Annotated in this window: 22 protein-coding genes; 10 read left to right on the top strand and 12 right to left on the bottom strand. The window is 73.9% G+C overall.

The annotated features are described in order from the left end of the window. Positions 1-24 precede the first annotated feature (24 nt). The 3 genes from ACIHCM_RS09310 to ACIHCM_RS09300 are packed head-to-tail and all read left to right on the top strand — an operon-like array spanning position 25 to position 2116. A complete protein-coding gene (locus ACIHCM_RS09310; RefSeq protein ID WP_399891586.1) occupies positions 25-735 on the top strand; it encodes a glycosyltransferase family 2 protein in 711 nt (236 codons plus the stop codon). Beyond that, the gene (locus tag ACIHCM_RS09305; protein ID WP_399891583.1) at positions 732-1349 is read left to right on the top strand and encodes a DUF2064 domain-containing protein; all 618 of its coding nucleotides are present in this window, start codon (positions 732-734) and stop codon (positions 1347-1349) included. Before ACIHCM_RS09310 ends, ACIHCM_RS09305 begins: the two co-directional genes overlap by 4 nt. Next, positions 1346-2116, top strand: a complete 771-nt coding sequence (locus ACIHCM_RS09300; protein ID WP_399891580.1) for a class I SAM-dependent methyltransferase — start codon at positions 1346-1348, stop codon at positions 2114-2116. The genes ACIHCM_RS09305 and ACIHCM_RS09300 overlap by 4 nt, the downstream gene beginning before the upstream one ends. Before the next feature lie 328 nt (positions 2117-2444). Here ACIHCM_RS09300 and ACIHCM_RS09295 read toward each other — a convergent pair whose 3' ends face one another. After that, complete coding sequence (locus ACIHCM_RS09295) at positions 2445-3689, bottom strand: molybdopterin-dependent oxidoreductase (RefSeq protein WP_399891577.1); 1245 nt, start codon at positions 3687-3689, stop codon at positions 2445-2447. 114 nt (positions 3690-3803) lie between these two features. Here ACIHCM_RS09295 and ACIHCM_RS09290 point away from each other — a divergent pair, with 114 nt between their 5' ends. Beyond that, positions 3804-5195: a hypothetical protein gene (locus ACIHCM_RS09290; protein ID WP_399891574.1), complete on the top strand. Its 1392-nt coding sequence runs from the start codon at positions 3804-3806 to the stop codon at positions 5193-5195. Positions 5196-5218: 23 nt separating this feature from the next. Here the strand turns inward: ACIHCM_RS09290 and ACIHCM_RS09285 are convergent, their stop codons facing one another. Then, positions 5219-6013, bottom strand: coding sequence for an SDR family NAD(P)-dependent oxidoreductase (locus ACIHCM_RS09285; protein WP_399891571.1), 795 nt, complete (start codon positions 6011-6013; stop codon positions 5219-5221). 183 nt (positions 6014-6196) lie between these two features. On the opposite strand from ACIHCM_RS09285, the gene ACIHCM_RS09280 reads away from it, so the two are divergent. From ACIHCM_RS09280 to tgmB, 4 genes are all read left to right on the top strand, one after another. Continuing rightward, entirely contained in the window at positions 6197-7378 is a 1182-nt protein-coding gene (locus tag ACIHCM_RS09280; protein WP_399891568.1) for a hypothetical protein, read from the top strand. A 189-nt stretch (positions 7379-7567) separates the two neighbouring features. Next, entirely contained in the window at positions 7568-7882 is a 315-nt protein-coding gene (locus ACIHCM_RS09275; RefSeq protein WP_399891565.1) for a DUF1232 domain-containing protein, read from the top strand. Positions 7883-8199: 317 nt separating this feature from the next. Further along, positions 8200-8391 carry a putative ATP-grasp-modified RiPP gene (gene tgmA, locus ACIHCM_RS09270; protein WP_393108460.1) on the top strand — a complete coding sequence of 64 codons (192 nt, stop codon included), beginning with the start codon at positions 8200-8202 and terminating at the stop codon, positions 8389-8391. A gap of 16 nt (positions 8392-8407) precedes the next feature. Continuing rightward, positions 8408-9391, top strand: a complete 984-nt coding sequence (gene tgmB, locus ACIHCM_RS09265; protein WP_399891562.1) for an ATP-grasp ribosomal peptide maturase — start codon at positions 8408-8410, stop codon at positions 9389-9391. A gap of 21 nt (positions 9392-9412) precedes the next feature. Here tgmB and ACIHCM_RS09260 read toward each other — a convergent pair whose 3' ends face one another. Together ACIHCM_RS09260 and ACIHCM_RS09255 are read right to left on the bottom strand one after the other, a co-directional pair. Beyond that, positions 9413-9655, bottom strand: a complete 243-nt coding sequence (locus ACIHCM_RS09260) for a DUF5133 domain-containing protein (RefSeq protein WP_399891559.1) — start codon at positions 9653-9655, stop codon at positions 9413-9415. Positions 9656-9921: 266 nt separating this feature from the next. Then, positions 9922-10461, bottom strand: a complete 540-nt coding sequence (locus ACIHCM_RS09255; RefSeq protein ID WP_399891556.1) for a hypothetical protein — start codon at positions 10459-10461, stop codon at positions 9922-9924. A 209-nt stretch (positions 10462-10670) separates the two neighbouring features. Here ACIHCM_RS09255 and ACIHCM_RS09250 point away from each other — a divergent pair, with 209 nt between their 5' ends. Beyond that, positions 10671-10901 (top strand): DUF397 domain-containing protein, encoded by a 231-nt coding sequence (locus ACIHCM_RS09250; RefSeq protein WP_399891553.1) that lies wholly within the window; start codon positions 10671-10673, stop codon positions 10899-10901. Between the two features lie 73 nt (positions 10902-10974). After that, a complete protein-coding gene (locus ACIHCM_RS09245; protein ID WP_399891551.1) occupies positions 10975-11895 on the top strand; it encodes a helix-turn-helix domain-containing protein in 921 nt (306 codons plus the stop codon). Between the two features lie 9 nt (positions 11896-11904). Here ACIHCM_RS09245 and ACIHCM_RS09240 read toward each other — a convergent pair whose 3' ends face one another. The 8 genes from ACIHCM_RS09240 to ACIHCM_RS09205 form a co-directional block, all read right to left on the bottom strand. Beyond that, positions 11905-12729, bottom strand: coding sequence for an SAM-dependent methyltransferase (locus ACIHCM_RS09240; protein ID WP_399892190.1), 825 nt, complete (start codon positions 12727-12729; stop codon positions 11905-11907). A 335-nt stretch (positions 12730-13064) separates the two neighbouring features. Further along, positions 13065-14330 (bottom strand): ABC transporter substrate-binding protein, encoded by a 1266-nt coding sequence (locus ACIHCM_RS09235; protein WP_399891548.1) that lies wholly within the window; start codon positions 14328-14330, stop codon positions 13065-13067. Continuing rightward, positions 14327-15421, bottom strand: a complete 1095-nt coding sequence (locus ACIHCM_RS09230; RefSeq protein WP_399891545.1) for a branched-chain amino acid ABC transporter permease — start codon at positions 15419-15421, stop codon at positions 14327-14329. Before ACIHCM_RS09230 ends, ACIHCM_RS09235 begins: the two co-directional genes overlap by 4 nt. Continuing rightward, positions 15414-16310 carry a branched-chain amino acid ABC transporter permease gene (locus ACIHCM_RS09225; RefSeq protein ID WP_399891542.1) on the bottom strand — a complete coding sequence of 299 codons (897 nt, stop codon included), beginning with the start codon at positions 16308-16310 and terminating at the stop codon, positions 15414-15416. Before ACIHCM_RS09225 ends, ACIHCM_RS09230 begins: the two co-directional genes overlap by 8 nt. After that, positions 16307-17104, bottom strand: a complete 798-nt coding sequence (locus ACIHCM_RS09220; RefSeq protein ID WP_399891539.1) for an ABC transporter ATP-binding protein — start codon at positions 17102-17104, stop codon at positions 16307-16309. The genes ACIHCM_RS09225 and ACIHCM_RS09220 overlap by 4 nt, the downstream gene beginning before the upstream one ends. After that, positions 17101-17883, bottom strand: a complete 783-nt coding sequence (locus tag ACIHCM_RS09215) for an ABC transporter ATP-binding protein (protein WP_399891537.1) — start codon at positions 17881-17883, stop codon at positions 17101-17103. Before ACIHCM_RS09215 ends, ACIHCM_RS09220 begins: the two co-directional genes overlap by 4 nt. A 165-nt stretch (positions 17884-18048) precedes the next feature. Further along, positions 18049-19308 (bottom strand): helix-turn-helix domain-containing protein, encoded by a 1260-nt coding sequence (locus ACIHCM_RS09210; protein WP_399891534.1) that lies wholly within the window; start codon positions 19306-19308, stop codon positions 18049-18051. A 140-nt stretch (positions 19309-19448) separates the two neighbouring features. Next, complete coding sequence (locus ACIHCM_RS09205) at positions 19449-22163, bottom strand: LuxR C-terminal-related transcriptional regulator (protein ID WP_399891531.1); 2715 nt, start codon at positions 22161-22163, stop codon at positions 19449-19451. Between the last annotated feature and the right edge of the window lie 14 nt (positions 22164-22177).

Genomic DNA, 22177 nt, shown 5'->3' with positions numbered 1-22177 from the left:
ATATGCCCGTTTCCCATTCGTAGGGTGAAAGCCGTGACAACCCCTCCCCCACCCCCGCCCGTCGACGTCGTCCTCCCCTGCCTGAACGAGGCCGAGGCCCTCCCCTGGGTGCTGGAACGCATCCCCGCCGGATGGCGTGCCCTCGTCGTGGACAACGGCTCCACCGACGGCTCGGCGGACGTCGCCCGCGCGCTCGGCGCGACCGTGGTCCACGAACCGCGCCGCGGTTTCGGCGCCGCCTGCCACGCGGGACTCACCGCCGCGACGGCCGGCATCGTGTGCTTCTGCGACTGCGACGCCTCGCTCGACCCGTCCCTCCTCGTCCCGTTCGTGGGTGAGGTGCAGTCCGGCGAGACCGACCTGGTCCTGGGCCGGCGCAGGCCGCGTGGCAGGGGTGCCTGGCCCGCGCACGCGCGTGCGGGCAACCTCGCCCTGGCCGTGCTGCTGCGCCGGCGCACCGGGCTGCGGCTGCACGACGTGGGCCCGCTGCGGGCCGCCCGGCGTGAGGCACTGCTCGCCCTCGAACTCACCGACCGGCGCAGCGGCTACCCGCTCCAGATGGTCGTGCGCGCCGCCGACGCCGGCTGGCGCGTCGCCGAGCACGACGTGCCGTATCTGCCCCGCACCGGTGCGTCCAAGGTGACCGGAACCTGGCATGGCACGTGGCAGGCGGTACGGGACATGCGCCGCGTGCTGGCCGAGCCGGCTTCGGCGCCGGAGGGGAGCCACCGATGACCACGCTCCTCGTCATCGCCAAGGAGCCACGCCCCGGGCGCGTCAAGACGCGGCTCACCCCGCCGTTCACGCCCGCCGAGGCAGCCGCGCTGGCCGAGGCCGCCCTGGTGGACACGCTGCACGCGGTGGCCGCGACCCCGGCCCGCCGCCGGGTGCTGGTGCTGGACGGACGTCCGGGGCCCTGGCTGCCGCCGGGCTTCGAGGTCGTACCGCAGTGCGCCGGTGGTCTGGACGAGCGGCTGGCCGCGGCCTTCGCCGGATGTGCCGGAGCGGCGCTGCTGATCGGGATGGACACACCGCAGGTGACGCCGGAGCTGCTGACCGTGGACTTCGCCGGGTGCGACGCGTACTTCGGCCCGGCCGAGGACGGCGGCTTCTGGGCGCTGGGGCTCGCCGAGCCCGCGCCGGAACTGCTGCGCGGGGTCCCCATGTCGACGCCCCTGACCGGCGCCGTTCAGCACGACCGGCTGACCGGAGCCGGGCTGCGGGTGCGGGAGCTGCCCCGGCTGCGGGACGTCGACACGGCCGCCGACGTGGCGGCCGTGGCGGAGCTGGCGCCGCGCGGCCGGTTCGCCGCCGAAGTGGCCCGGCTGCGGGCGGCCACCGGCCGATGAGTGCCCCCTACGAGACGACGCGGACCGGGCGGCTGCTTCCCTGGACCGCCGACGACCCCTATGTGCGCGCCCTGCGCACCGGTCGCGGCCCGCTGTTCCTGCGCCGCAGCGACGGCTGGCTGCTCCCGCTGGACGTGGAGCGGTGGTGCGCCCGACCGGACGAGGCCGACCTCACCGTGCTGGCCCGTTGCGAGGGCGCCGTGCTCGACGTCGGCTGCGGTCCCGGCCGGCCGGTCGCCGAACTCGCTGCCCGGGGCCGCCGGGCGCTGGGTGTCGACGTCAGCGAGGCCGCCGTCGCGCACACCGCGCGCCTCGGCGGCCAGGCCCTGCACCGCTCGGTCTTCCAGCCGCTGCCCGGCGAACGCCGGTGGGGCACCGCCCTGCTGATCGACGGCAACCTCGGCATCGGCGGCGACCCGCAGGCGCTGCTCGGCCGGCTGGCCCGGCTGCTCGCGCCCGGGGGTCTGGTGCTCGCCGAGACGGTCCCCGTGGACATCGACGAACGCGTTCAGGTCCATGTCACCGACGGGCAGGGCACGGCGGGCGCCCCGTTTCCGTGGGCCCGCCTGGGCACCCCGGCACTGCTGCGCCTCGCGCGCGTGCTGGGTCTCGCCGAGGACGGTCAGTGGTCGGCCGGCGGCCGCTGCTTCGTCGCCCTGCGCACCCGCAGCGCCAGCAGCAGTGCCGAGCCGCCGAACAGAACGGCGGTGATCAGCAGCCAGCGGGCGAGGAAACCGTCCGCCGGGAGCCCGGTGGCCAGCCGGTAGCGCTCGTCGACGCTCCCGCTGATCAGCGGGAACCACACGAGCAGCAGCAGGCCGGACAGAACGGCCGGGACCCGGACGTAGGGCACCCACTCCCGCCGCCTCGCGGCGCCCAGCGTGCCCGTGAGTGCCCGGTCGGCCGCCGAGTACAGCGGCAGCAGCACCAGGTCGTGCAGTACGGCCGCGCCCACGAACCAGAGCACGACACCGAACCAGTCGCCCGCGAGCAGCCGCACGCCCGCGTACCCGGCGAGCGCGAACGAGCAGGCGAGCAACAGGATCTGGAACGGGCTCCCGACGGCGAGGCGCGGCCGGGTCAGGGTGGGGCGCATCAGAGGTCTCCGAAGGTCATCCGGGCCACCCACTTGGTGTTGAGCACGCCCGGCGCGGCGGGCACGATGATCCGGGCGGGGTAGCCGTGGTCGAGAGTCAGCGGCTCGCCGTTGACGTCCAGGGCGAGCAGGGAACGCGGGTCGGCCACCTGATTGGCGCGCAGCGCGGCCCGGCGGAAGGCGCCGCGTCTTTGCAGGGACTCCACCAGGACGTCGGGCGGTTCGTCGTACCCGGCGAGGGCGGCGAGGTCCCGCAGCCGTACGCCTCGCCACCACTGGTCGGAGGTCGACCAGCCCTCCACGCACGCGATCGGCAGGGCGGCGCTGTGCAGCGGCAGCCGCAGCAGATCCTCCCGGCCGAGCCGGACGACGCCCGCCGGACCCTCGACGACCAGCCGCCAGGTGTCGCCCGCGGTCTCCCGGGCGTCGATCGCGGCGTACGCCGCGGTCTTGTTGATCTGGAAGCCCCCGGGGCCGCTGCCCGGCTCGGGTCCTCCGTGCGGCACGAGGAGGGCGGTACTGCGCAGCGGGCCGTCGAAGCTGCGGCCCGCGGAGGTGACGAACAGCAGCAGCGAGGCGCCGCCGACCAGCCCGAACGCGCCCCGCCGGGTCACGGTGGGCTCGGCGGGCCGCGGCGAGACGAGGTCGTTCTCCTCCGGTCGCCCGGCCGGCCCGGAGCGGAGCCGGCGCAGATTGCGCAGGGCGATCGGCAGCTTCAGGGCGGCGTGCGCGGCGAACGCGGCGAAGAAGACCCAGGCGCCGTAGAAGTGCAGCGTGTAGAAGGAGCCGGGGAACAGGTAGTCCAGCTGGACGTTGAGCACCCCCGTCGTGAACTGGAAGAGGGCGCCCCCGACCAGCAGCAGCAGCGAGATCCGCTCCAGCGCGTGCGCCAGCGAGCGGGCCGGCGGCAGCGTGAACAGCCGGGGCACCACCGACCACAGCTTGGCCAGCAGAACGGGGATGAGCGTGATCCCGAGGGTGACGTGGACGCCCTGGGTGAGGCGGTACAGCCAGTACGGGCTCGTCGGCCAGGAGAACAGGTAGAAGCCGAGGATCCCCTTGCCGGGAGTCATGTCGTTCACCGGCGACAGGTTCGGGTTGTACGCCGCGTACGACAGCAGTCCGGTCACGAAGAGCACCGTGATGCCCACGAGCAGGACGATCCCGAGCACGGCGGTGAACCGGGGGCCGCGCAAGGGGCTGCGCCAGAAGCCGGGCGAGGAGGGAAGCCGTTGGTCGCGCATGTCCTGACGGTAGGCCTGGACCGGTGCGGAAAGCGCCGCGCGACCCATGACGAAACGCTGACGTCGGGGCGCCGGACGCCCTCACGCGGCCGTCGGCGGCCTAGCGTCCTGCGTGTGATCCGCTCCCCTCATCTGCGTGACCTGGCCGCCGCCCTGGCCGCCGTGCTGCTCTTCGTGGCGGCGGTGCTGGTCGGCCGCCACATCGAGGACACCGACGGCACGCTGTTCGTCAACTGGCCCCCGTTGCTCGCCTCCTGGGGCCCGCACCTCGGACCCGGCACCCCGGCCGCCGTGGTGGTGGCCGTCGCGGTGGTGGTGTACGGCCCCGGGCTGGCAGCCCGGCTGCCGTGGCGCGCGCTGCTCGCCGTGGCCTGCGGCACCTCGATGGCGTGGACATGGTCGCTGGCCCTGATCGACGGCTGGCACCGTGGCGTAGCCGAACGGCTGACGACGCGCTACGAGTACCTCCAGGTCATCGACCGCTTCCAGGACATTCCGGCGACACTGCGGCACTTCACCGAGTACATCGTGATCCAGGGCCCCGACCACTGGCCCGCACACGTCGCCGGTCATCCGCCGGCGGCCACTCTCACCTTCGTGCTGCTCGACCGGATCGGGCTGGGCGGCGGTGCCTGGGCGGGCGTCTGGTGCATCACCGTGGGGGCCACCGCGGTGGTGGCCGTGCTGGTCACGGTCCGGGCGCTGGCCGCGGAGGGGCTCGCGCGGCGGGCGGCGCCGTTTCTGGTGCTGGCGCCGGGTGCGGTGTGGATGGGGACATCGGCCGACGGGTACTTCACGGCGGTCGCCGCGTGGGCCGTCGCGCTGTTCGCGCTGGCGGTGACGGGGCGGCGGCCGCGCGCTGCCGCGTTCGGGGCGGGGCTGCTCTTCGGGCTGACCTGCTGTCTGTCGTACGGGCTGACGCTCGTCGGCGTGATCGGGGTGGCGGTGCTGGTCCTCGGGCGGAACCGGCGGGCGGTGTGGTTGCCGTCGGCGGCCGGGGTGATCGTGGTGCCGCTGGCCTTCACCCTCGCCGGATTCGACTACTGGGAGGCGTACCACCTGCTGGTGGAGCGCTACAACCAGGGCGCCGGCGGTGTCCGGCCGTACTGGTACTGGGTGTGGGCCAATCCGGCGTGCACCGTGCTGGTGGTCGGTCTGGCCACGGTGGCGGGGCTGGTGCGCGCGGGCGGGGTGCTCCTACGGCCGCGCGGGGACGAGGGCCTGCGGGGTGGCCGCGAGGGCGGGAAGCCGGCGGGCCGACGCGAAGGTCCGGGCCTGCTGGACCACCCGGAGTCACGGCTTGCGGTGCTCCTCCTCGCCGCGCTCGTCGCCGTCCTCGCCGCCGATCTGTCCGGGATGAGCAAGGCCGAGACGGAGCGGATCTGGCTGCCGTTCGCCCTGTGGCTCCTGGCCGCCGGTGCCTTCCTGCCCCGCCCCCGCGGCTGGCTCGCGGCCCAGGCCGTGGTCGCGCTGCTCGTCAACCACCTGCTGCTGACGGGATGGTGAGCCGCAGGATCCTCCTCGGGCCCCTAGGGCAGGATCGAGTCCACGTAGCCGCCGTCGACCCGCACCGCCGCGCCCGTCGTCGCGGACGCCAGGGGTGAGCTGAGGTAGACGACGAGGTTGGCGATCTCCTCGGGCTCGATCAGGCGCTGGAGCAGTGACTGCGGGCGGTGGTCCCGCATGAAGGCACGCTGGGCCTCGTCCCAGGGCAGATCGCGGTCGACCAGCTGGTAGACGAAGTCCTCGACGCCCTCGGTGTGGGTGGGGCCTGCGATGACGGAGTTCACCGTGACGCCGGTGCCCGCCGCCTCCTTCGCAAAGCCGCGGCTCACCGCGAGCAGCGCGGTTTTCGACATGCCGTAGTGGATCATCTCGGCCGGGATGACGACCGCGGAGTCGCTCGCGATGTTCAGCACCCGGCCCCACCCCTGGCCGGTCATCCGGGGCAGATACGAACGGATCAGCCGGACCGCGGAGAGGACGTTGACGTCGAAGTAGCGGCGCCACTCGTCGTCGGTGATCTCCAGGGCGGGGGTGGGCCCGAAGATGCCGAGGTTGTTGACCAGGATGTCGACGTCGGGCAGGACGTCCACGGCACGGGCGGCCTCCCGCTCGTCGCCCAGGTCGGCGGCGACGGGGACGAAATCCCCGTCCGGCACCTCCGCCCGCAGCTTCCCGACGCTTCTTTCGAGGCGTTCGGCATCACGGCCGTTGACGCCGACGCGGGCGCCCGCGCGGGCCAGACCCACCGCGATCGCCGCTCCGATGCCCTGGGAGGAGCCTGTCACCAGCGCGGTTCGCCCGCCGAGGTCAACGTTCACAGGGGGTTACTCCTTCTCCGGTCCGCAGCCGTGCAGCCGGCCGATGTCCTCCTGCCCACCATCGCCGACCTCGCACATGACCGCAGGTGGACGACCGGCGCGCCGGGTGACCCCCTGGGTGACCCGGACCGGCCGCGGCGACATACTGGCAGTCGCACCCCGCCCCCGTTCACAGATGGACTCATGCCGACCTCCACCTCCGTCCGCCCCATGACTCCCCCCACGGTCTGGCTGGCTCGTGGCCGCCATGCCGGATCCGCCGCGGAGGATGTGCTCCGGCGGCATGCGCAGCAGCTCAAGGAGAGCGGGGTGATCCGCGACTGGAGGGAGCTGCCCGAGACCGAGGGCGCTCCGGAGCGGGTCTTCGAGGCGCGCTGGGAGACCGGCGACGCGGTGACCGTCCGGGCCAGGCTGTCGCTGGCGCGCGACCCGGCGGAGGGAGGCGCGTGGATGCTGGCCGCGGAGGCCGAGGCCCCGTGGGATCCGCGGTGGCCGTCGCCGGTGACGATGTTCTGGCCGGACGGCGCCGGCACCGGCACGGCCTGGGACCACGACGCGGAGAGCGGCGCCGGGCTGCGCTTCCTGGACATCAACCCGCTCCCGCCGGACGACAAGGAGCTGCGGCGTGTCCTGAGGGGCGCCGCGCGCGCCGGCTGGGCCGTCCACTTCGTCGTACACGAGGCGATGACCCCCGACGCGCGCGGCCGCCTGCCGCTTGCCCGGTTGCTCCCGCCCGGGCTGCGGCACCGCGTGGTGGAGCACCGGGCCGCGCCGCAGCAGCTGCGGTCCGTGAACTGGGCGTTGCGGGAGTTCGGGGTGCAGGTGCCGCGCGGCGGTGCCGTGGTGCTGCCCGGCGCCCCGGCCCCGGAGGGGTACGACGGTGACGACTACGCCGTACGGAGTGTCTTTCTCGACGGTTCGGAGCCGGCCGAGCTGCTCGCCGCCGTGACCCGCTTCGCCGCCCTGCCGCGGTCGCTGCCGGAGGGGGCCGAGGAGGTGCTGACCGCGCTGCGGGAGGACTGGCACCTGCTGACCCTGGAGGAGGAGCTGGCGCGCGAGCGGGCGCTGGTGAAGATGTACGCCGAGGCGCTGGAGGCGATGACCAGGTCCCGGGACCTGTACCGGGAGGCCGCCGAGCGCGCCCACGAGGCCCTCGCCGTCTACCGGGAGTCGGCCGCCGCCCAGCCCGAGCCGGCCGTACCCGACCCGCGGCAGGAGGCCCCGGCCGCGTCCCCGCTCCAGCAGCTGACCCGCACCCTGGAGCGGTTCAAGAGCGGCGGGAAGGCCCGGCGCCCGGCGGGCGGGGCACCCGACGGGCACGGCCCGGCTCACGCGGCGGACAACGCCGCAGGCCCGAACGCCTGAACAGCGGGAGTTGCCGGCCCGCCGCGGACGCCTCGTTCCTCCCGTTCACGGACGCCGCCCCAGGCACAGCTGTACCGGGCCGGGGTGTGCCGAGTGGCACAAACGCCGCAACGGAGGCAATACAGCAGCCGTATCAGGGAATCCAACAAGAGGCACGCGCGTAGCGGTGCACCGGACCTAGGAGGGCCCGTGGATTCCACGACAGCAGTGCTCGCCGTCGTCGCCGTGGTCGCGGCGCTTCTGCTCGCCACGGCCGTGGGGCTGCTGGTACGGCTGATCCGGGCCCGGCGCGGACTGCGGCGGGCCGGGCTGCCGACGGGGCCACGCTGGGTGTTCTGGGGCGCCGTGGCGTACTTCGTACTCCCGGCCGATCTGCTGCCCGATCCGGTGTATCTGGACGACGTCGGCGTACTCCTGCTCGCTCTGCGCACCCTGCGCACCTCCCCGGCAGCACGGGCACACCGCACCTCTGCCGAGGCCGTCCGGCCCGGCGAACACGTCTGACGTATCAGGACGGATCACCGCACTCCGCACCGCCACCTCCCGGGCGCCGGCCGAGGCACGCGCCCCCGTTACCGCCCCGATGCGCCCCACCACCGCTCCGTGTGCGCAGCTCCCGACCCCACGCCCAGTCAACCGACCGACTCCGCCGGCCGTCTCAGGTTCAGAGCGACCAACTCGCCCGCGATCACGGAGCGTAAGGAAACCAACCACCCGTTCGATTCGTATAAGTCCATGGAAGCCCCGGACATCGAGCGGAAGACGCCACCACACACGCCAGGCCGACGGCCTGACCGGGGCAGCACCGAGAGGGAGAGACGATGCAACCGTTCGCGCTCAACTACGCACGCCCGGCGGCGGAGTTGGACGTCGCCACGCCGTACGCGTACGACTCCGGCCTGCAGTTGAACGTATTGTTCGACGGGCGGATCGCCGCCACGGACCTCGCGCTGCTCAGAGAGCTGGGGACGACGACCTCGACCGCCGGCTCGAAGACGCACTTCGACGACTGACCCCGGGCCGTCGACGATGACCGTACTGATCCTGACCAATGACGAGGACGTCACGGCGGACATGGTGGTGGTCCACCTGAACGAGTCCGGGGTGCCGGTGGTCCGCCTCGATCCCGCCGATCTGATCGGCGGTGCCGCCCTGTCGGGCGAGTACGTGCACGGGTCGTTCCGCGGACACCTGTGGTCCGCGGGACGGCTGGTGAGCATGGACGGCCTGCGGTCCGTGTGGGTGCGCCGGCCGGGGGCTCCGGCAACCCGGGTCGCCGAGCCGTCCGCATGGCTGACGGAGGAGTCCTCGCAGGCGCTCTACGGCATGCTCCGCAGCTCCGGCACGCGCTGGATGAACCACCCGGACCCGGCCCGCCGGGCCCGGCACAAGCCGTGGCAGCTGCGCCTCGCCCAGCGCTGCGGGCTACCGGTCCCGGCGACGCTGATCACGACGTTCCCGCAGGCCGCCAGGGACTTCGCGAATCGTTACCCCGACCTGGTCGTCAAACCCGTCTCGGGCGCGCATCCGCAGGAACCGCCGAGAGCCGTGCCGACCAGCCGGGTGGCCCCCGACGCCGACTTCGCGGCGGTCGCCTTCGGGCCCACCTTGTTGCAGCGGCGCATCGCCAAGCGGGCCGACGTCCGGCTCACCGTGGTCGGCGAGCGACTGCTCGCCGCCCGCAGACCCACCGCGCCCGACGCCGACCCGGCCGAGGTCGACGTCCGCTTCGCCACGGACCGGACGCCGTGGAGTTGCGTGGAGGTGCCGCCGCGGGTCGCCGAGGGCGTGCGGGCGTACCTGCGCGACGCGGAACTGGCCTACGGAGCCTTCGACTTCGTGGAGGACGCGGACGGGACATGGTGGTTCCTGGAGTGCAACCAGTCCGGGCAGTTCGGGTTCATCGAGGCCGACACGGGCCAGCCGATCGCCCGGACCATCGCCGAGTGGCTGGCGAGACCCGCCGCCGACGAGCAGCGGCGGGTCAACGGCACCACTACGACCGTGCTGTGACAGCGCTGGACCGCCCGCGGGTCAGACGGCCAGCGACAGTCCGCTCTCCCCGTCCGGATCGGTGGGGCGCCCGCTCGTGAGCAGGGCGTCCGCCTTGGCGATCGCGTCATGGATGCTGGTCGTGCCCATCATCACGCACAGCGTGTAGCTGACGTCCTCCAACTCCCGTGCAGCCGTCGACGTCTCACTCTCCGCCTGGGCGATGCGCAGCGATGCGTACCTGGTCAGCAACTTCCTGACGACCTTCGGGTCCGGAACAAGCACGGGGCGCCCCTCTCTCGACTTTTGCGCACCGTATGCCCGGACAGGGGCGGACCATTCACCTCTCCTGGCCCTGGACACCCATTTGACGCAATACCGTTGCCTACCGGGACAGCCTCACCCGCCCGCCGTTCATCTCTCGGGCCGCCTGGCCGCACACCGCGGCGCCTCCTGCGGAGTCCTCGGCGTTGGCCGGTTGGCGCGGGTGCGGTGGGGGGCAATCGCTCGTCCCCGCGCATACGTCCGGAGGGTGAGACCTCGCCCGGGCGCTACTCGCCGAGGGAACGAGCCAGTTCGGCGGAGGCGCCGGCGACCTCGGCGTCCTCCTCCGCCATCAGCCGCCCGAGGACACCGCGCCGCGCGTGGACGGCACGGCGGGCGGCACGCTCCCACACCACGTGGTTCTCGCGGTGGTTGAGCAGCTTCGGATAGGCCGTCGCCGTGTGCTCCCACTGCCGGGCGTCGGCGATGTTCTTGAGCAGCTGGATGATCCGGGGCCGGCAGGTCACCTCGGGCAGCTGGGCGAGCTCCCACAGGAACGGCACGGTCGCGGCCGTGGCCTGCTCCACCACGAAGCCGTACTGGCAGATGCGGTCGCGCAGTTCGTCGAGCGCACGGCCCGCTGCGTCGGGGCCGCCCCAGGCGATGGTGTTGAGCAGCAGGGGGATCGCGGCCGCGGATCCGGTGGAGTCGCGGATGTCCCGCCAGGGCACTTCGCCCAGCGCCAGCAGCGGCGTCGCTCCGCCGCTCGGCCGCGCGTCGCGGTCGGTGCGCTCGTGGCTGTGCTGTCCCGTCGAAGCGGTGCGCATGGCGTGGGGCCTTTCCGCAGCGGTCATGTCGGACGGGGAGACAGGCCTTGCGACCTGCTCTTTTCCCTGAAGCGGCGTCATGATCCGGCGCCTTCCGATGGGTTGACGCCACGGCTATTATCCACGCTGTCAGTGCCCGCGTGCAATTGCACGAGAAATTGCGTGAGAATCGGGTAGGGACTCAGCACCGTGAACCGAGGGAGGTCGTGATGTCGGTGATGCCGAACGGAGTGCGGGCGAGCAAGCTGGACGCCCGCTGGACCAAGAGCCGGCACAGCAACGCCGAGGGCAATTGCGTGGAGGTGGCGGCGCTGATGGACGGCGGCGTCGCACTGCGCAACTCCCGTGACCCCGACGGGCCCGCGCTCGTGTACACGGCGGCCGAGCTGGCGGCGTTCCTGGCCGGCGCCAAGGAGGGCGAGTTCGACCACCTGGTGTGAGAGCTCCGCCTGCTGCGGATCGGTGAAGTGCGGTAGCGTGAGGGGTACTTCTGCCGGTCCGCAGGGAGCAACGATGTCCGCCGAGTCACAGCGCATCTCTCGTCTCCGACCCTATCTCGACCGTGCGGAGCCCGCTCCGACTCTGTTGAAGATGCTGGTCGGCGTGCAGTTGGCGGGCTTCCGCGAGGACGCCGGACTCGCCCAGGACCAGGCGGCGCGCGCCCTGGGATTCAGCCCGGCGAAGCTGTCACGCATCGAGTCGGGCAAGGGCCGCAGGCCTCCGACCGAGGCCGATGTCCTGGCGCTGCTGAAGCACTACGAGGTGGAGGAGTACGACGCGTCGGTGCTGCTCCAGTTGCTCCGGCGGGCCGGGGAACCAGGCTGGTGGCAGCGGTACGACAAGCGGCTGATGCCCGAGTGGTTCGACCGGCTGGTGGGCCTGCAGGAAGCGGCCGCCTCGATCCGTACCTTCGAGATCCAGTACGTGCCGGGGCTGCTCCAGACGCCGGACTACACCCGTGCGGTGGTGGAGCGGGGGCTGCCGGTCGCACCGCCGCACGAGGTACGGCGGCGGGTCGAACTGCGCTCCCGGCGGGCCGAATTGCTGACGCGGCCGGACGCGCCCCAGCTGTGGGCGATCATCGACGAGTCCGTACTGCTGCGCGTACTGGGCAGCCGCGCCGTGATGCGCGACCAGCTCGCGCACCTGGCCGAGATGGCCAGGCAGCCCCATGTGACCGTGCAGATCGTGCCGCTGGACGTGACCAACGCGTCGGCGCCGTCGATCCCGATCACCTATCTCCGCTTCGACGGCCTGGACCTGCCGGACGTCGTCTACCTGGAGCACATCAGGAGCGCGAACTTCCTGGAGGACCGGGACGAGACGGAGGAGTACCGCGTCGCCCTGGACCGGCTGGCCGACGAGGCGCTGACACCGCGCGCGTCGCTTGCGCTGCTCCACGAGACGATGGAGCAGCGCTACGCGAAGGACTGACCGCCGGCCCTAGGGGACCGGGATGCGGGCGACGCCGCCGAACTCGATCCACTCGTGGGTGAGCTGGCGGGGCGCCACCTCGGAGTCCGGGCGCCAGGTCGACACCTCGACGAGGCCCGGCTCGAGGATCTCCAGGCCGTCGAAGAGCGCGGCGACGTCCTTCTCCTGGCGGACCCGGCCCCAGTTTCCCTGCGTGACCTGGTCCATGAAGTCGGTGACGAACTCGCGGACCTCGGCGTCCTCGCTGACCAGTTGGCACATCAGCAGGAAGCTGCCGGGGGCCAGCCGCTCGGACACCCGCTGGACGACGGCCTGCGGGCCGTCGGTGTCGCTGTCCGGGATGCAGTGGAAGACCGAGTTGAACAGCACGCAGACCGGCTCGGAGAAGTCGATCAGGCGCTGGGTGTCGGGGTGGGAGAAGATCGCGTCCGTGTCCCGCATGTCGGCGTGGATCACGCAGGTGCGCTCGTCCTGCTCCAGCAGCGCACGGCCGTGCACCAGCACCATGGGATCGTTGTCGACGTAGACGACATGTGCGGTGGGGTCGTACTGCTGGGCCACCTGGTGGACGTTGTCCTGGGTGGGCAGGCCGGAGCCGTGGTCCAGGAACTGGCGGATGCCGTGCTCGGCGGCGAGCGTACGGACCACGCGCTGCAGGAAACGGCGGTTGTTGACGGCGAGCCGGCGGGTGCTGGGGACGACCTTGTCGAGTTCCTCGCAGGCAGCGCGGTCCGCGGCGTAGTTGTCCTTCCCGCCGAGGTAGTAGTCGTACATCCGCGCGGCCGTCGGGACGCCGGCGTCGATCTCCTTGGACAGCGGCTTGTCGGTGTGCATCGATCCCCCTGCTCTCGCGCCGAGCACCAACTCGGCTGGCATGACAGGGAGTACATCCTAGGGACGCGGTCACGGCCCGTGCCAGCCCAAGTACGAAACAGAACACCGTCCGGAGGCAGAATCCGGAACCGGGCGCGCCCCGCCGGCCCGGGCGACGTCCGGCTCGGCGGATTCCCGGCGACGAGGACGAAGTCCGGGGCGGAGGTGGGGCCGCGGAGGGCCACCGCGGGACGGCAACCGGAACGATGCCCCCTTCGGGACGGCGGGTACCCCGCGGCCACCGGCCGCCCCGAGCGCGTCCGTCGGCCACGCCCGGGGCGACCGGTGGCTGGGGGTCAGCCGCCCAGGGACGCCACGTACTCCTTCACTCCCGGTGCCTCGTGGGCGTCCTCGGCGATCACCAGGCCGCCCAGTGCCTTGGAGTCGGGGCGCAGGACGTACGTGGCGAGGCTGGCCGGGCTGTTGACGTCGGAGAAGTCCTGGGGGGTGCCGAGTCCGGTGTCGGCGTTCTTCTGGGAGCGGTGTGCCTTGACCACGTCCTCACGGGCGAGGCTGCCGGCCGCGCAGGCCTTCTTCAGGTCGGCGCCCATCAGCTGGGCGGCGTTGTAGCCGGACAGGACGCCGGAGTCGACCAGGGCGCCGGGGTACTTCTTCTGGTACGCGGCCACCATGCCCTTGACGCCGGGCAGGTCCGAACTGACGGCCGGGGCGGCGCTCACCACGTGCAGCATGGCCTCGAGGGCCTTCGCCGCGGGGGTCTTCATCAGCTGCGGCGCGAAGCCCGGCGCGCTGCTGACGATGGGCACCCGCAGGCCCCGGGCCGCGGCCACGCCGGCGAGCGACGCGGTCTGCGCGGGCCCCGCGCTGACCAGGACGGCCTTCACCCCGGCCGCGCGCAGCGCCGAGACCTGCGCCGTGAGATCGGTGTCCGTCGCCTTGATCTTCTGGCCGGTCACCGTCATCCCGGCGCGTTCGGCCGCCCAGGTGGAGCCCTCCAGCGCGTTGGCGCCGTAGTCGCCCTCGAAGTACACGTGTCCGATCTTGTCGCCCTTCTTCAGGCCCTTGGTGCGGGTCAGGAAGTCGACGGCGGCGATCATGTCGACGTCGTACGTGGTGCCGAGCACCTGGACGGAGTCCTTGCCGAGCAGGGAGGCCGCCCAGGCCTGCGGGAAGGTCAGCATGCTGTCCTGCTCGATGTCGTCGATCAGGGCGGCGACCACCGGGGATCCGATGACCTGGGGCAGCGCCACGACGTCCGCGGAGATGTCGGCGTACGCGGTGACCGCCTTCTGCACGTCGTACCCGTGGTCCTCGACGACGATCTCGACCTTCCGGCCGCAGATCCCGCCGTCCGCGTTGGTCTCGTCGGCCCACATCTGCTGCGCCTGCACGATGCTCTTGCCGAGGGTGGCGTAGGGGCCGGTCAGGTCGGTCAGCGCGCCCAGTCTGACGGTCTTGTCGGTGACTCCCGGCCCGGACTTGACGCCGTCGGCGCCGTCCTCGGTGCTCTTGCCGTCCGCCTTGGAACTGCACCCGGTGGCGAGCAGCAGCGCCGACAGGGCCGAGGCGAGGAGGATCCTGGTGGGGTGGGTGACGTTCACGGGGTGTGCTCCTTGGCTCGTACGGCGGTTGCGGGTGGGGCGAGGACCGGCCGGCGGCGCAGTCGGACGCGGAGGCGGGCGGCCAGGCCGCGCAGGCCGTCGGGGGCGTACAGCAGGATCAGGACGATGGCCGCGCCGTAGAGGTAGCGGGCGGCCTCGGTCGGGCCGACCGCGCCCTCGGCGGACCCGGGTGCGGCGACCAGCGGGAGATGGTCGGCGTAACGGGTCATCAGCAGCGGCAGGGCGGTGACGAAGACGGCTCCGGCGGTCGCGCCGGCGACCGAGCCGAGGCCCCCGATGACGATCATGGCGAGGTAGTCGACCGAGAGGGCGAGCCCGAAGTAGTCGGGCACGATACGGCGGAAGCCGAGCGCGAGCAGGGCCCCGGCGAGGCCCGCGTACATCGAGGAGACGACGAACGCCGCCGAGCGGTGGCGGGCGACGTTCACGCCCATCACCGCGGCCGCGGTCTCGCTGTCGCGCAGGGCCACCAGGGCGAGCCCCGGACGGCCCCGGAGGATGCCACGGGCGGTGAACCAGGTCAGGGCGAAGAGCGCGAGGCCGAGGTACCACAGGCGTTCCTCGGCGCCGAACGGCACTCCCATCAAGGCGACTTCGGGGTCGCCGTCGGCGAAGGTGAACCCGCCGAGGCTGAGCGGCGTCACGGAGCGGCCGTTGAAGCCGCCGGTCACGGAGTCCGCGGTGAGCAGGACGTGGTGGCCGAGGAAGACGAGCGCGAGGGTCGCGACGCCCAGGTAGATGCCGCGCACCCGGCCGGCGACGGGGCTGAACAGCCCGCCCGCGACGCCCGCGAGCAGCACGGCGAGCACCAGGGCGAGGGCCGGGGGCAGGCCGGGGCCGGGGTCGCCCGCGAGCCAGGCGTAGCCGTAGGCGCCGACGGCGAGGAAGAAGGCGTGTCCGAGGGAGAGCTGGCCCGCCGTGCCGGCCAGCAGGTTCAGACCGACGGCGCCGATCGCCGCCGCCATCGCGAACAGGCCGATGCGCAGCCAGAACGCGTCCAGGTAGAAGGGCAGCGCGCACAGCACGACGGCGGGCAGCGCGAGCCTGCCCCACTTCACGAGATCAGACACGGACCGCTCCCTTCGCGCCGAACAGACCCGTGGGGCGCACCAGCAGCACCAGGACCATCACGGCGTACGGGGCGACGTCAGCGAAGCCCTCGCCCAATACGTGCAGATCGGACTGGTATCCCGCGACGAGCGCCTCGGTCAGGCCGATGAGCAGGCTGCCCGCCAGGGCGCCCGCCGGCGAGGCCATGCCTCCGAGGACCGCGGCCGGGAACGCCTTCAGGGCGATCTGGCCGGTGGTGCGCTCCAGTCCGGGCGCCGGGAACGCGGCGAGGAACAGTGCCGCCAGCGCGGCCAGTCCGCCCGCCAGGCACCAGGCGATCATGCGGACCCGGGTGAGCCGTACGCCCATGAGCGAGGCGGCTTCCACGTCCTCCGCCGCCGCGCGCAGCGACAGTCCCCAGGAGGTGTACCGGAACAGCGCGAAGACCGCGCCGATGACGACCGCGGACACGGCGATCGCGGCGAGCCGGCTGTCGGCGACGGTCACCGGCCCGAACGCGCGCACCGAGTCGCCCCAGGGGTCGCCGAGGGTGAGCAGGTCGCCGCCGATGCGCCGGGCCAGGTCGGTGAGCAGGACGATGTCGACGCCGATGGTCGCGATGGTCGCCACGTGGGCGGCCCGCTGGTCCTTACCGATGCGCTGGAGCAGCAGCCGGTCCACGGCTCCGGCCACGGCCGCCGTGACGAGCACGGCGAGCGCGAGGGCGCCGGCGAAGCCGAGGTCGTCGTGGAGCACGGCGGTGAGGTAGCCGCCGAGCAGCAGCAGTGAGCCGTGGGCGAAGTTCAGCACGCCCGACGCCTTGAAGATGATGACGAAGCCCAGGGCGACCAGGGCGTAGACCGAACCCAGGGCGAGGCCGCCGAGAACGTGGTCGAGCAGTCCGGTCATGCGGCGCCCTCCTCGGCGTTGCCGGTGCCGAGGTAGGCCCGCAGCACCTCCGGGTCCCGCTGGACCTCCTCGGGGCTGCCGTGGGCGATGCGGCGGCCGAAGTCGAGGACGGTGACCTCGTCGGCGAGCCGCATGACCAGTCCCATGTCGTGCTCCACGAGCAGCACGGACAGGCCGAGCCGGGTCCGCACGTCCCGCACGACCTCGGCGGTGCGCAGGCGTTCGGCGGCGTTCATCCCGGCCACCGGCTCGTCGAGCAGCAGCACCTGGGGTTCCAGGCAGAGGGCGCGGGCGAACTCGACGCGTTTGCGGTCGCCGTACGACAGGGCGGCGACGGGCGTGTCGAAGTGCCCGGCCAGTCCGACCAGTTCGGCGATCTCACGGGCCCGGGCGCGGTGTTCGCGCTGTTCGCGTACGGCGGTGGGCAGGCGCAGCGCGCTGGCGGCGAAGCCGGCCCGGGACAGGGCGTGCCGGCCGAGCAGCAGGTTGTCGGCGACCGTGCCCTCGGTGGTGACGATGTTCTGGAAGGTGCGGGCGACGCCCAGGGCGGCGATGCGGTGCGGGGCGAGCCGGGTGAGCTCGGTGCCGCCGAGCCGGACGGTGCCGGTCGCGGGGCGGCACAGGCCCGACAGGACGTTGAAGCAGGTGGACTTGCCCGCGCCGTTGGGGCCGATGAGGGCGTGCACCGTGCCCGGGGCGACGGTGAGGGAGAGGCCGTCGAGGGCGGTGAGGCCGGCGAAGCGGACGGTGACGTCGCGGACTTCGAGGGCGGGCGGGTCGGTTCGGGTGGTCACGCGGCCCCCTGCTCGCCGGCGGCCTCACCGAGATAGAGGCGGCGTACGGCGTCCGTCCGCGCGAGCTCCGCGGCGGGGCCGGACAGGCGCACCTCGCCGACCTCCAGGACGTGGGCGTGGTCGGCGAGCGACAGCGCCATGCCGGCGTTCTGCTCGACCAGCAGGACGGCGGTGCCCTGAGCGTTGATCTCGCGGATCACCTCGGCGATCCGCTCGACCATGCGCGGGGCGAGGCCGAGGGACGGCTCGTCGAGCAGGAGCAGGCGCGGGGCGGCCATCAGGGCGCGTCCGATGGCCAGCATCTGCTGTTCCCCTCCGGACAGCAGACCGGCCGCCTGTCCGGTGCGTTCGGCGAGCCGGGGGAAGAGCGCGAAGACGCGGTCGCGGGCCTCGCGCACCCGCGCCGGGCTGCGCCGCCCGAGCCCGAGTCCGCCGGCGCGCAGGTTCTCCTCGACGCTGAGCCCGGCGAACACCCGCCTGCCCTCCGGGACCTGGACGACCCCGGCGCGTACGGCCACGACGGGGTCCTGGCCGTCGAGCGCGGTGTCGCCGTAGCGGACGCGGCCGGCCGTGACCGCGCCGCGGTGCAGGCGCAGGGTTCCCGACACCGCGCGCAGCAGCGTCGACTTGCCCGCGCCGTTGGCGCCCAGCAGGGCGACGACCGAGCGGGGCGGGACCGTCAGGGAGACCTGGCGGAGGGCGGACAGGGCGCGGCCGTACATCACGTCGAGTTCCTCGACGCGCAGGACGGCGCGATCGTCCGGTGGTGCTTCGGGCATCACAACTCCTCGGATCCGCGCCTGCCGGCGCGGACTTCGGGGGGAAGGGGTGCTCACGACAGCACGTGCCGCGAAGGGCGGTACAGGCCTGGGGGCGTGGTCGGGGCGGGGTCCCAAGCGTGCGCGCAGGGGGTTGTGCGGTTGCCCAGCGGGCGCTCGCGCGGCTCAGGGCCGCAGCAGGCGGCGGGCGGTGAGCGCCAGGCTGATCTCGACCAGGTCGCGGGGCCGGGACAGCGATCGGCCCGTCAGCTGTTCGAAGCGGCGGATGCGGTTCAGGACGGTGTTGCGGTGGCAGTACAGCCGGCGGCCGGCCCGCTGGGCCGAGCCGTCGCAGTCCAGCCAGGCGGTGAGGGTGTCCAGCAGGACGTCACGGTCGGCGGGCTCCAGGCGGGACAGCGGGCCGAGGACCTGCTCGGCGAGGGCGGTGCCGAGTTCCGGGCCGGAGATGACGAGGGCCGCGGGGAGGTGCGCGGCCAGCCGGATCGTGCCGCCCTCCTCGGGGCAGATCCGCAGCGCGGTGTCGGCCTGGCGGCGGGCGTCGCCCACCGCGGCCAGGCCCTCGACGGTTCCGCCCACGCCGATGCGGACGCCGGGCCGGGGTTCGGGGGGTCCCGGAAAGTCGTCCTCCGCCAGCAGGACTATGCCGTAGTCCACCTCCACGTCCGTGTGCCAGTGCACGCGCACACCCTCGGGGGCCGCCGCGGAGCGGGCGTCGGCGCATCCCTCGGCCGTGCCGCCGGCGACGGCGACGACGACGTAGCGCCCCTGCTCCGGAAGTTCCAGGGCGCGGGCGGCCTCGGGCAGGTCGGCGATGCGGGCGGCGCCGTCCAGCAGGGCGGCGGTCAGCAGCCGCACCCGGTTCTCGCGCCGCCAGGTCAGCTGCCGCTCGGTCTGCCGGTAGGCGTCGGCCACGAGGGTGCAGTGCTCGTCGACGAAGTTCCATATGTCGGACGCCACGTGCACCAGGAGCCGTACGTCCTCCGGCGCCGTCCGCGAGGTCTCCTCGACGAGGCCCTGCCAGACCAGGGAGCCACCGAGCCGGAACGCGTGCAGCAACGCGTCCAGCGGCAGGCCCTGTTCGGCACGCGTGGCGCCGATCCGCCAGGTGCACCGGCGGGCCGCGTCCCGGGTGCCGCGCGGGTCGAGCAGTGAGGCCACGCTGTGCCGCAGCGACCGCTGGACCTCCTGCCAGGTCGTGCCGGGGTCGTTCTCCATGGCGGCCCGGTAGGCGGGTTCGTGGTCCTGCAGGACGGCCACGAGCCGGTCGGTCAGCTCGGGCAGGTCGGCCAGCAGGACCCGGGCCGCGCGGTGCAGGACACGGAGTGCGTCGGCGTCGATCAGCGACCGGCCGGGCCGCGTCCGCGGCTGCGGTACGGCTCCCGGTGCGCTGCGGAACGCCGTTCGTGGCCGAAGGGCTTGCTGCATCGCGGTTCCCCCCAGGGTGGTTGGCCGGCGGCGCGCACCCGGAGAGCTGTCCGCCGGTTCCCGGTCGGCGGGGCGGTCCGCGCGGTGGCCGGCGGCTTACTCGTGCTGCCCCGAAGAATGACATACCGCCCGGTCGGTCCCTAGAGGCGTGCACCGGACTTCTCGGCCTGTTGGACGATACGGGCCAGCTCCACCCGGGAGCGCACGCCGAGCGCCGCGTAGACGTTGCGCAGGTGGTAGTCGATGGTCCGGGTGCTCACCGACAGGCTGCGGGCCACCTCCCGGTTCGTGGCGCCGTCGGCCACACAGCGCGCGATACGCCACTGCTGCGGCGTCAGCCGCGCGAGCGCCCCGGGCCGCTCCCCGCTCGGCGCCGTCCCGTTGGCCCGCAGCTCGCCCCGCGCCTGCCGCGCCCAGACCCCGGCGCCGCAGCGCTCGAAGTCCACCAGCGCGGCGCCGAGCCGGTCCCGCGCCTCCCGCAGCCGGCGCCGGCGGCGTAGCCATTTCCCGTACGCCAGTTCGGTCCTGGCGCGTTCGAAGTCGCCGTCCGTGCGGTCGTGCAGGTCCAGCGCGCGCACGTACAGTTCGTCGGCGCACTCCGGCCCGGCCAGCAGGGCGCGGCAGCGCAGCAGTTGGGCAGGGGCGTGCGGGTCGGCGCCGAGACCGGCCCAGATTTCGAGGTCCGCGACGACCGGCCGCGCCTGCTGCGGGCGTCCGGCGAGCACGGTGGCCTCCACGTAGCAGGGCACCGCGAGCATCCAGACCGCGAAGTGACCGCGCCGGGGGCCGGGAAGCACCAGCGGCCCGAGCCGGTCGGCGGCGTCCAGGGGGCGCCCGCGTCCCAGGTCCGCCCGGGCCGCGGCCCAGTGCGCGAGGGTCGCCGCCTGGGCCAGACCGTGCCGGCGGGCGGTCGCGAGCGCGGCCGACACATGCCCGGCGACGACGTCCGGCTCCCCCTCGATCGACGCCGCGAGGGCGAGTACGGCGTGATGGTGGGCGGCCGTGTTGCGCTGCCCGCCGCGCTCGGCGGCACGCAGCCCTTCCTCGGCGTGCGTCCGGGCCCGGGCGTGCCAGCCGGCGCGGAGCTCGGCGTAGGCCAGGTACTCCAGGGCGCGCGGTTCGAGGGCGGTGGATCCGCGGTTCCTGGCCGCGGCGAGGGCGCGGGTGCCGGCCCGGACGGCGGACGCCGGGTCACCGAGCAGCAGGGCGGCGGCCACCGACCTGAGCAGGGCGTCGGGCTGATCACCGGTCAGTGCGTACGCGACCACGCGGCGCAGATGGGGTGCCGCCGCGTCGAAGCGGCCTTCGACTGCCGCGAGCATGCCGAGACGGTAGTCGCACGCCAGGCCTTGCCGGCGCCGGCCGGCGCCCGGCGACTCCTCGGCCAGCGCCTCGTGACACTCCGTCTGGCGGCCCCCGGCCCAGGCCGCGTCGGCGGCGGCCAGGGTGGCCGCGGCCGACCGGGCGGGCGCGGTGCGCGCCAGCAGCCGCGCGGCGGAGAGCAGGGAGGCGTGGGCGTCGGCGACCGGCCCGTCGTATCGCTCCGCCGTCCCCCGCACGAGCTCGGCGCGCCCGCGGGCGGCGGGCGGTGCCGCGTCGCCCGGCGGCTCGGGCAGCAGCCGCAGCGCGTGCCGGGAGTTCCCGGCGAGCAGCGCCTGTTCGGCGGCGTCCGTACGGCGGTCCGCCCGGAGCGTGCCCGGCGGGGTCAGCTCGGCGGCACGCGCGTGGGCGACGGCCCGCAGCCGGGGCGAGGCCGGGGTCGCCGCCGCGGCGGCGGACAGTTCGTCGGCGAGAAGTGGTGCGGGCCGGTTCGCCGCCCAGGCCCGGTGGAGCAGCGCGAGGAGCCGGTGTCCGTCGGCCTCGTGGACGCGGGCGAGGGCGCAGTGCGCGGCGCGGCGGCGGTCGGGAGCCGCGGCGGCGTGGACGGCCCGGCCCACCAGGCCGGAATGGAAGCGCACCCGCCCGTCGGCCAGGGCGAGGGCCTCGGGTAACGGGTCCCGGCCGGGGTCGGGGCCGTTCAGGGCGCGGCGCACGAGGCCGGCGTCGACGTCCGCCGTGTCCGGTTCGCGCAACGCGGCGGCGACCGTCAGGAGCAGGTCGTCCACGTCGGCCCACGCCGTCCCGCCGGGGCACTCCCCCACCACGCCGGTCAGCGCGGTGGCGTCGGCCAGCGGCCTGGACGGGGCCCGTTCGCCGCTCAGTTCGGCGGGCGAGAGGCGGCGCAGCAGGGCGAGCAGCAGGGCGGGGTTGCCCGCCGCCTCCTCCAGGAGGTCCGCCCGGAGCCCGGGCGGGACCGCCCCACCCGTGACCTCGTCGAGGAGCGCGTCGGCGTCCGCCGTGGAGAGCGGGTGCAGGCGCAGCACCGGCAGCCCGGCCAGGTCGCGGTCGACGGGACCGCGGGTGGAGAGCAGCAGGCCGACCCGGGCCGCCGTCCGCAGGCGGCGGGCCGCGCAGGCCAGCGCGGTGCGGGAGGCGGGGTCCCAGAGGTGCACGTCGTCGACGCAGACGAGGAGGGGGGCGCCCGCGGCTGTGGCGCTCAGGGCGTCCAGCAGGTCCCCGGCCGCCGTGTCCGCCGTGACCTCCTGCCCGGGGGCGCCCGCGATCCGCCGCAGGGCCCGCAGGTCGTCGTACGGGCGCCGGGGCGTGGCCGGATCGGTACGGACGTGGAGGGTGGGGCCGGCTGCGAAGGTGCGGGCCGCGTGGTGGAGCAGGCAGGTGCGGCCGAGGCCGGGCTCCCCGGTCACGACGAGTACGCCGCCGCCCGACCCGAGCCGGTCCGACAGCGCCTGCACCGTGCGCAGTGGGGGGCGGCCGTACAGCTGTGGGGGTGCCGTCGCGGTCGTCTGTCCGGTCATCCCCGTGACGTTAC

The sequence above is a fragment of the Streptomyces sp. NPDC052023 genome (assembly GCF_044548465.1).
Lineage (GTDB): Bacteria > Actinomycetota > Actinomycetes > Streptomycetales > Streptomycetaceae > Streptomyces.
Note: the sequence above shows the minus strand (reverse complement) of the source record. Positions and strands in the feature narration are given on the sequence as shown.

Excerpts from the sequence above, each read along its gene's own strand:
- ACIHCM_RS09205 (WP_399891531.1), bottom strand. The coding sequence starts at position 22,163 with ATGACCGGACAGACGACCGCGACGGCACCCCCACAGCTGTACGGCCGC.
- ACIHCM_RS09255 (WP_399891556.1), bottom strand. The coding sequence starts at position 10,461 with ATGCGCACCGCTTCGACGGGACAGCACAGCCACGAGCGCACCGACCGC.
- ACIHCM_RS09210 (WP_399891534.1), bottom strand. The coding sequence starts at position 19,308 with ATGCAGCAAGCCCTTCGGCCACGAACGGCGTTCCGCAGCGCACCGGGA.
- ACIHCM_RS09240 (WP_399892190.1), bottom strand. The coding sequence starts at position 12,729 with ATGCACACCGACAAGCCGCTGTCCAAGGAGATCGACGCCGGCGTCCCG.
- tgmA (WP_393108460.1), top strand. The coding sequence starts at position 8,200 with ATGCAACCGTTCGCGCTCAACTACGCACGCCCGGCGGCGGAGTTGGAC.
- ACIHCM_RS09295 (WP_399891577.1), bottom strand. The coding sequence starts at position 3,689 with ATGCGCGACCAACGGCTTCCCTCCTCGCCCGGCTTCTGGCGCAGCCCC.
- ACIHCM_RS09215 (WP_399891537.1), bottom strand. The coding sequence starts at position 17,883 with ATGCCCGAAGCACCACCGGACGATCGCGCCGTCCTGCGCGTCGAGGAA.
- ACIHCM_RS09250 (WP_399891553.1), top strand. The coding sequence starts at position 10,671 with ATGTCGGTGATGCCGAACGGAGTGCGGGCGAGCAAGCTGGACGCCCGC.
- ACIHCM_RS09225 (WP_399891542.1), bottom strand. The coding sequence starts at position 16,310 with ATGACCGGACTGCTCGACCACGTTCTCGGCGGCCTCGCCCTGGGTTCG.
- ACIHCM_RS09245 (WP_399891551.1), top strand. The coding sequence starts at position 10,975 with ATGTCCGCCGAGTCACAGCGCATCTCTCGTCTCCGACCCTATCTCGAC.
- ACIHCM_RS09300 (WP_399891580.1), top strand. The coding sequence starts at position 1,346 with ATGAGTGCCCCCTACGAGACGACGCGGACCGGGCGGCTGCTTCCCTGG.
- ACIHCM_RS09305 (WP_399891583.1), top strand. The coding sequence starts at position 732 with ATGACCACGCTCCTCGTCATCGCCAAGGAGCCACGCCCCGGGCGCGTC.
- tgmB (WP_399891562.1), top strand. The coding sequence starts at position 8,408 with ATGACCGTACTGATCCTGACCAATGACGAGGACGTCACGGCGGACATG.
- ACIHCM_RS09280 (WP_399891568.1), top strand. The coding sequence starts at position 6,197 with ATGCCGACCTCCACCTCCGTCCGCCCCATGACTCCCCCCACGGTCTGG.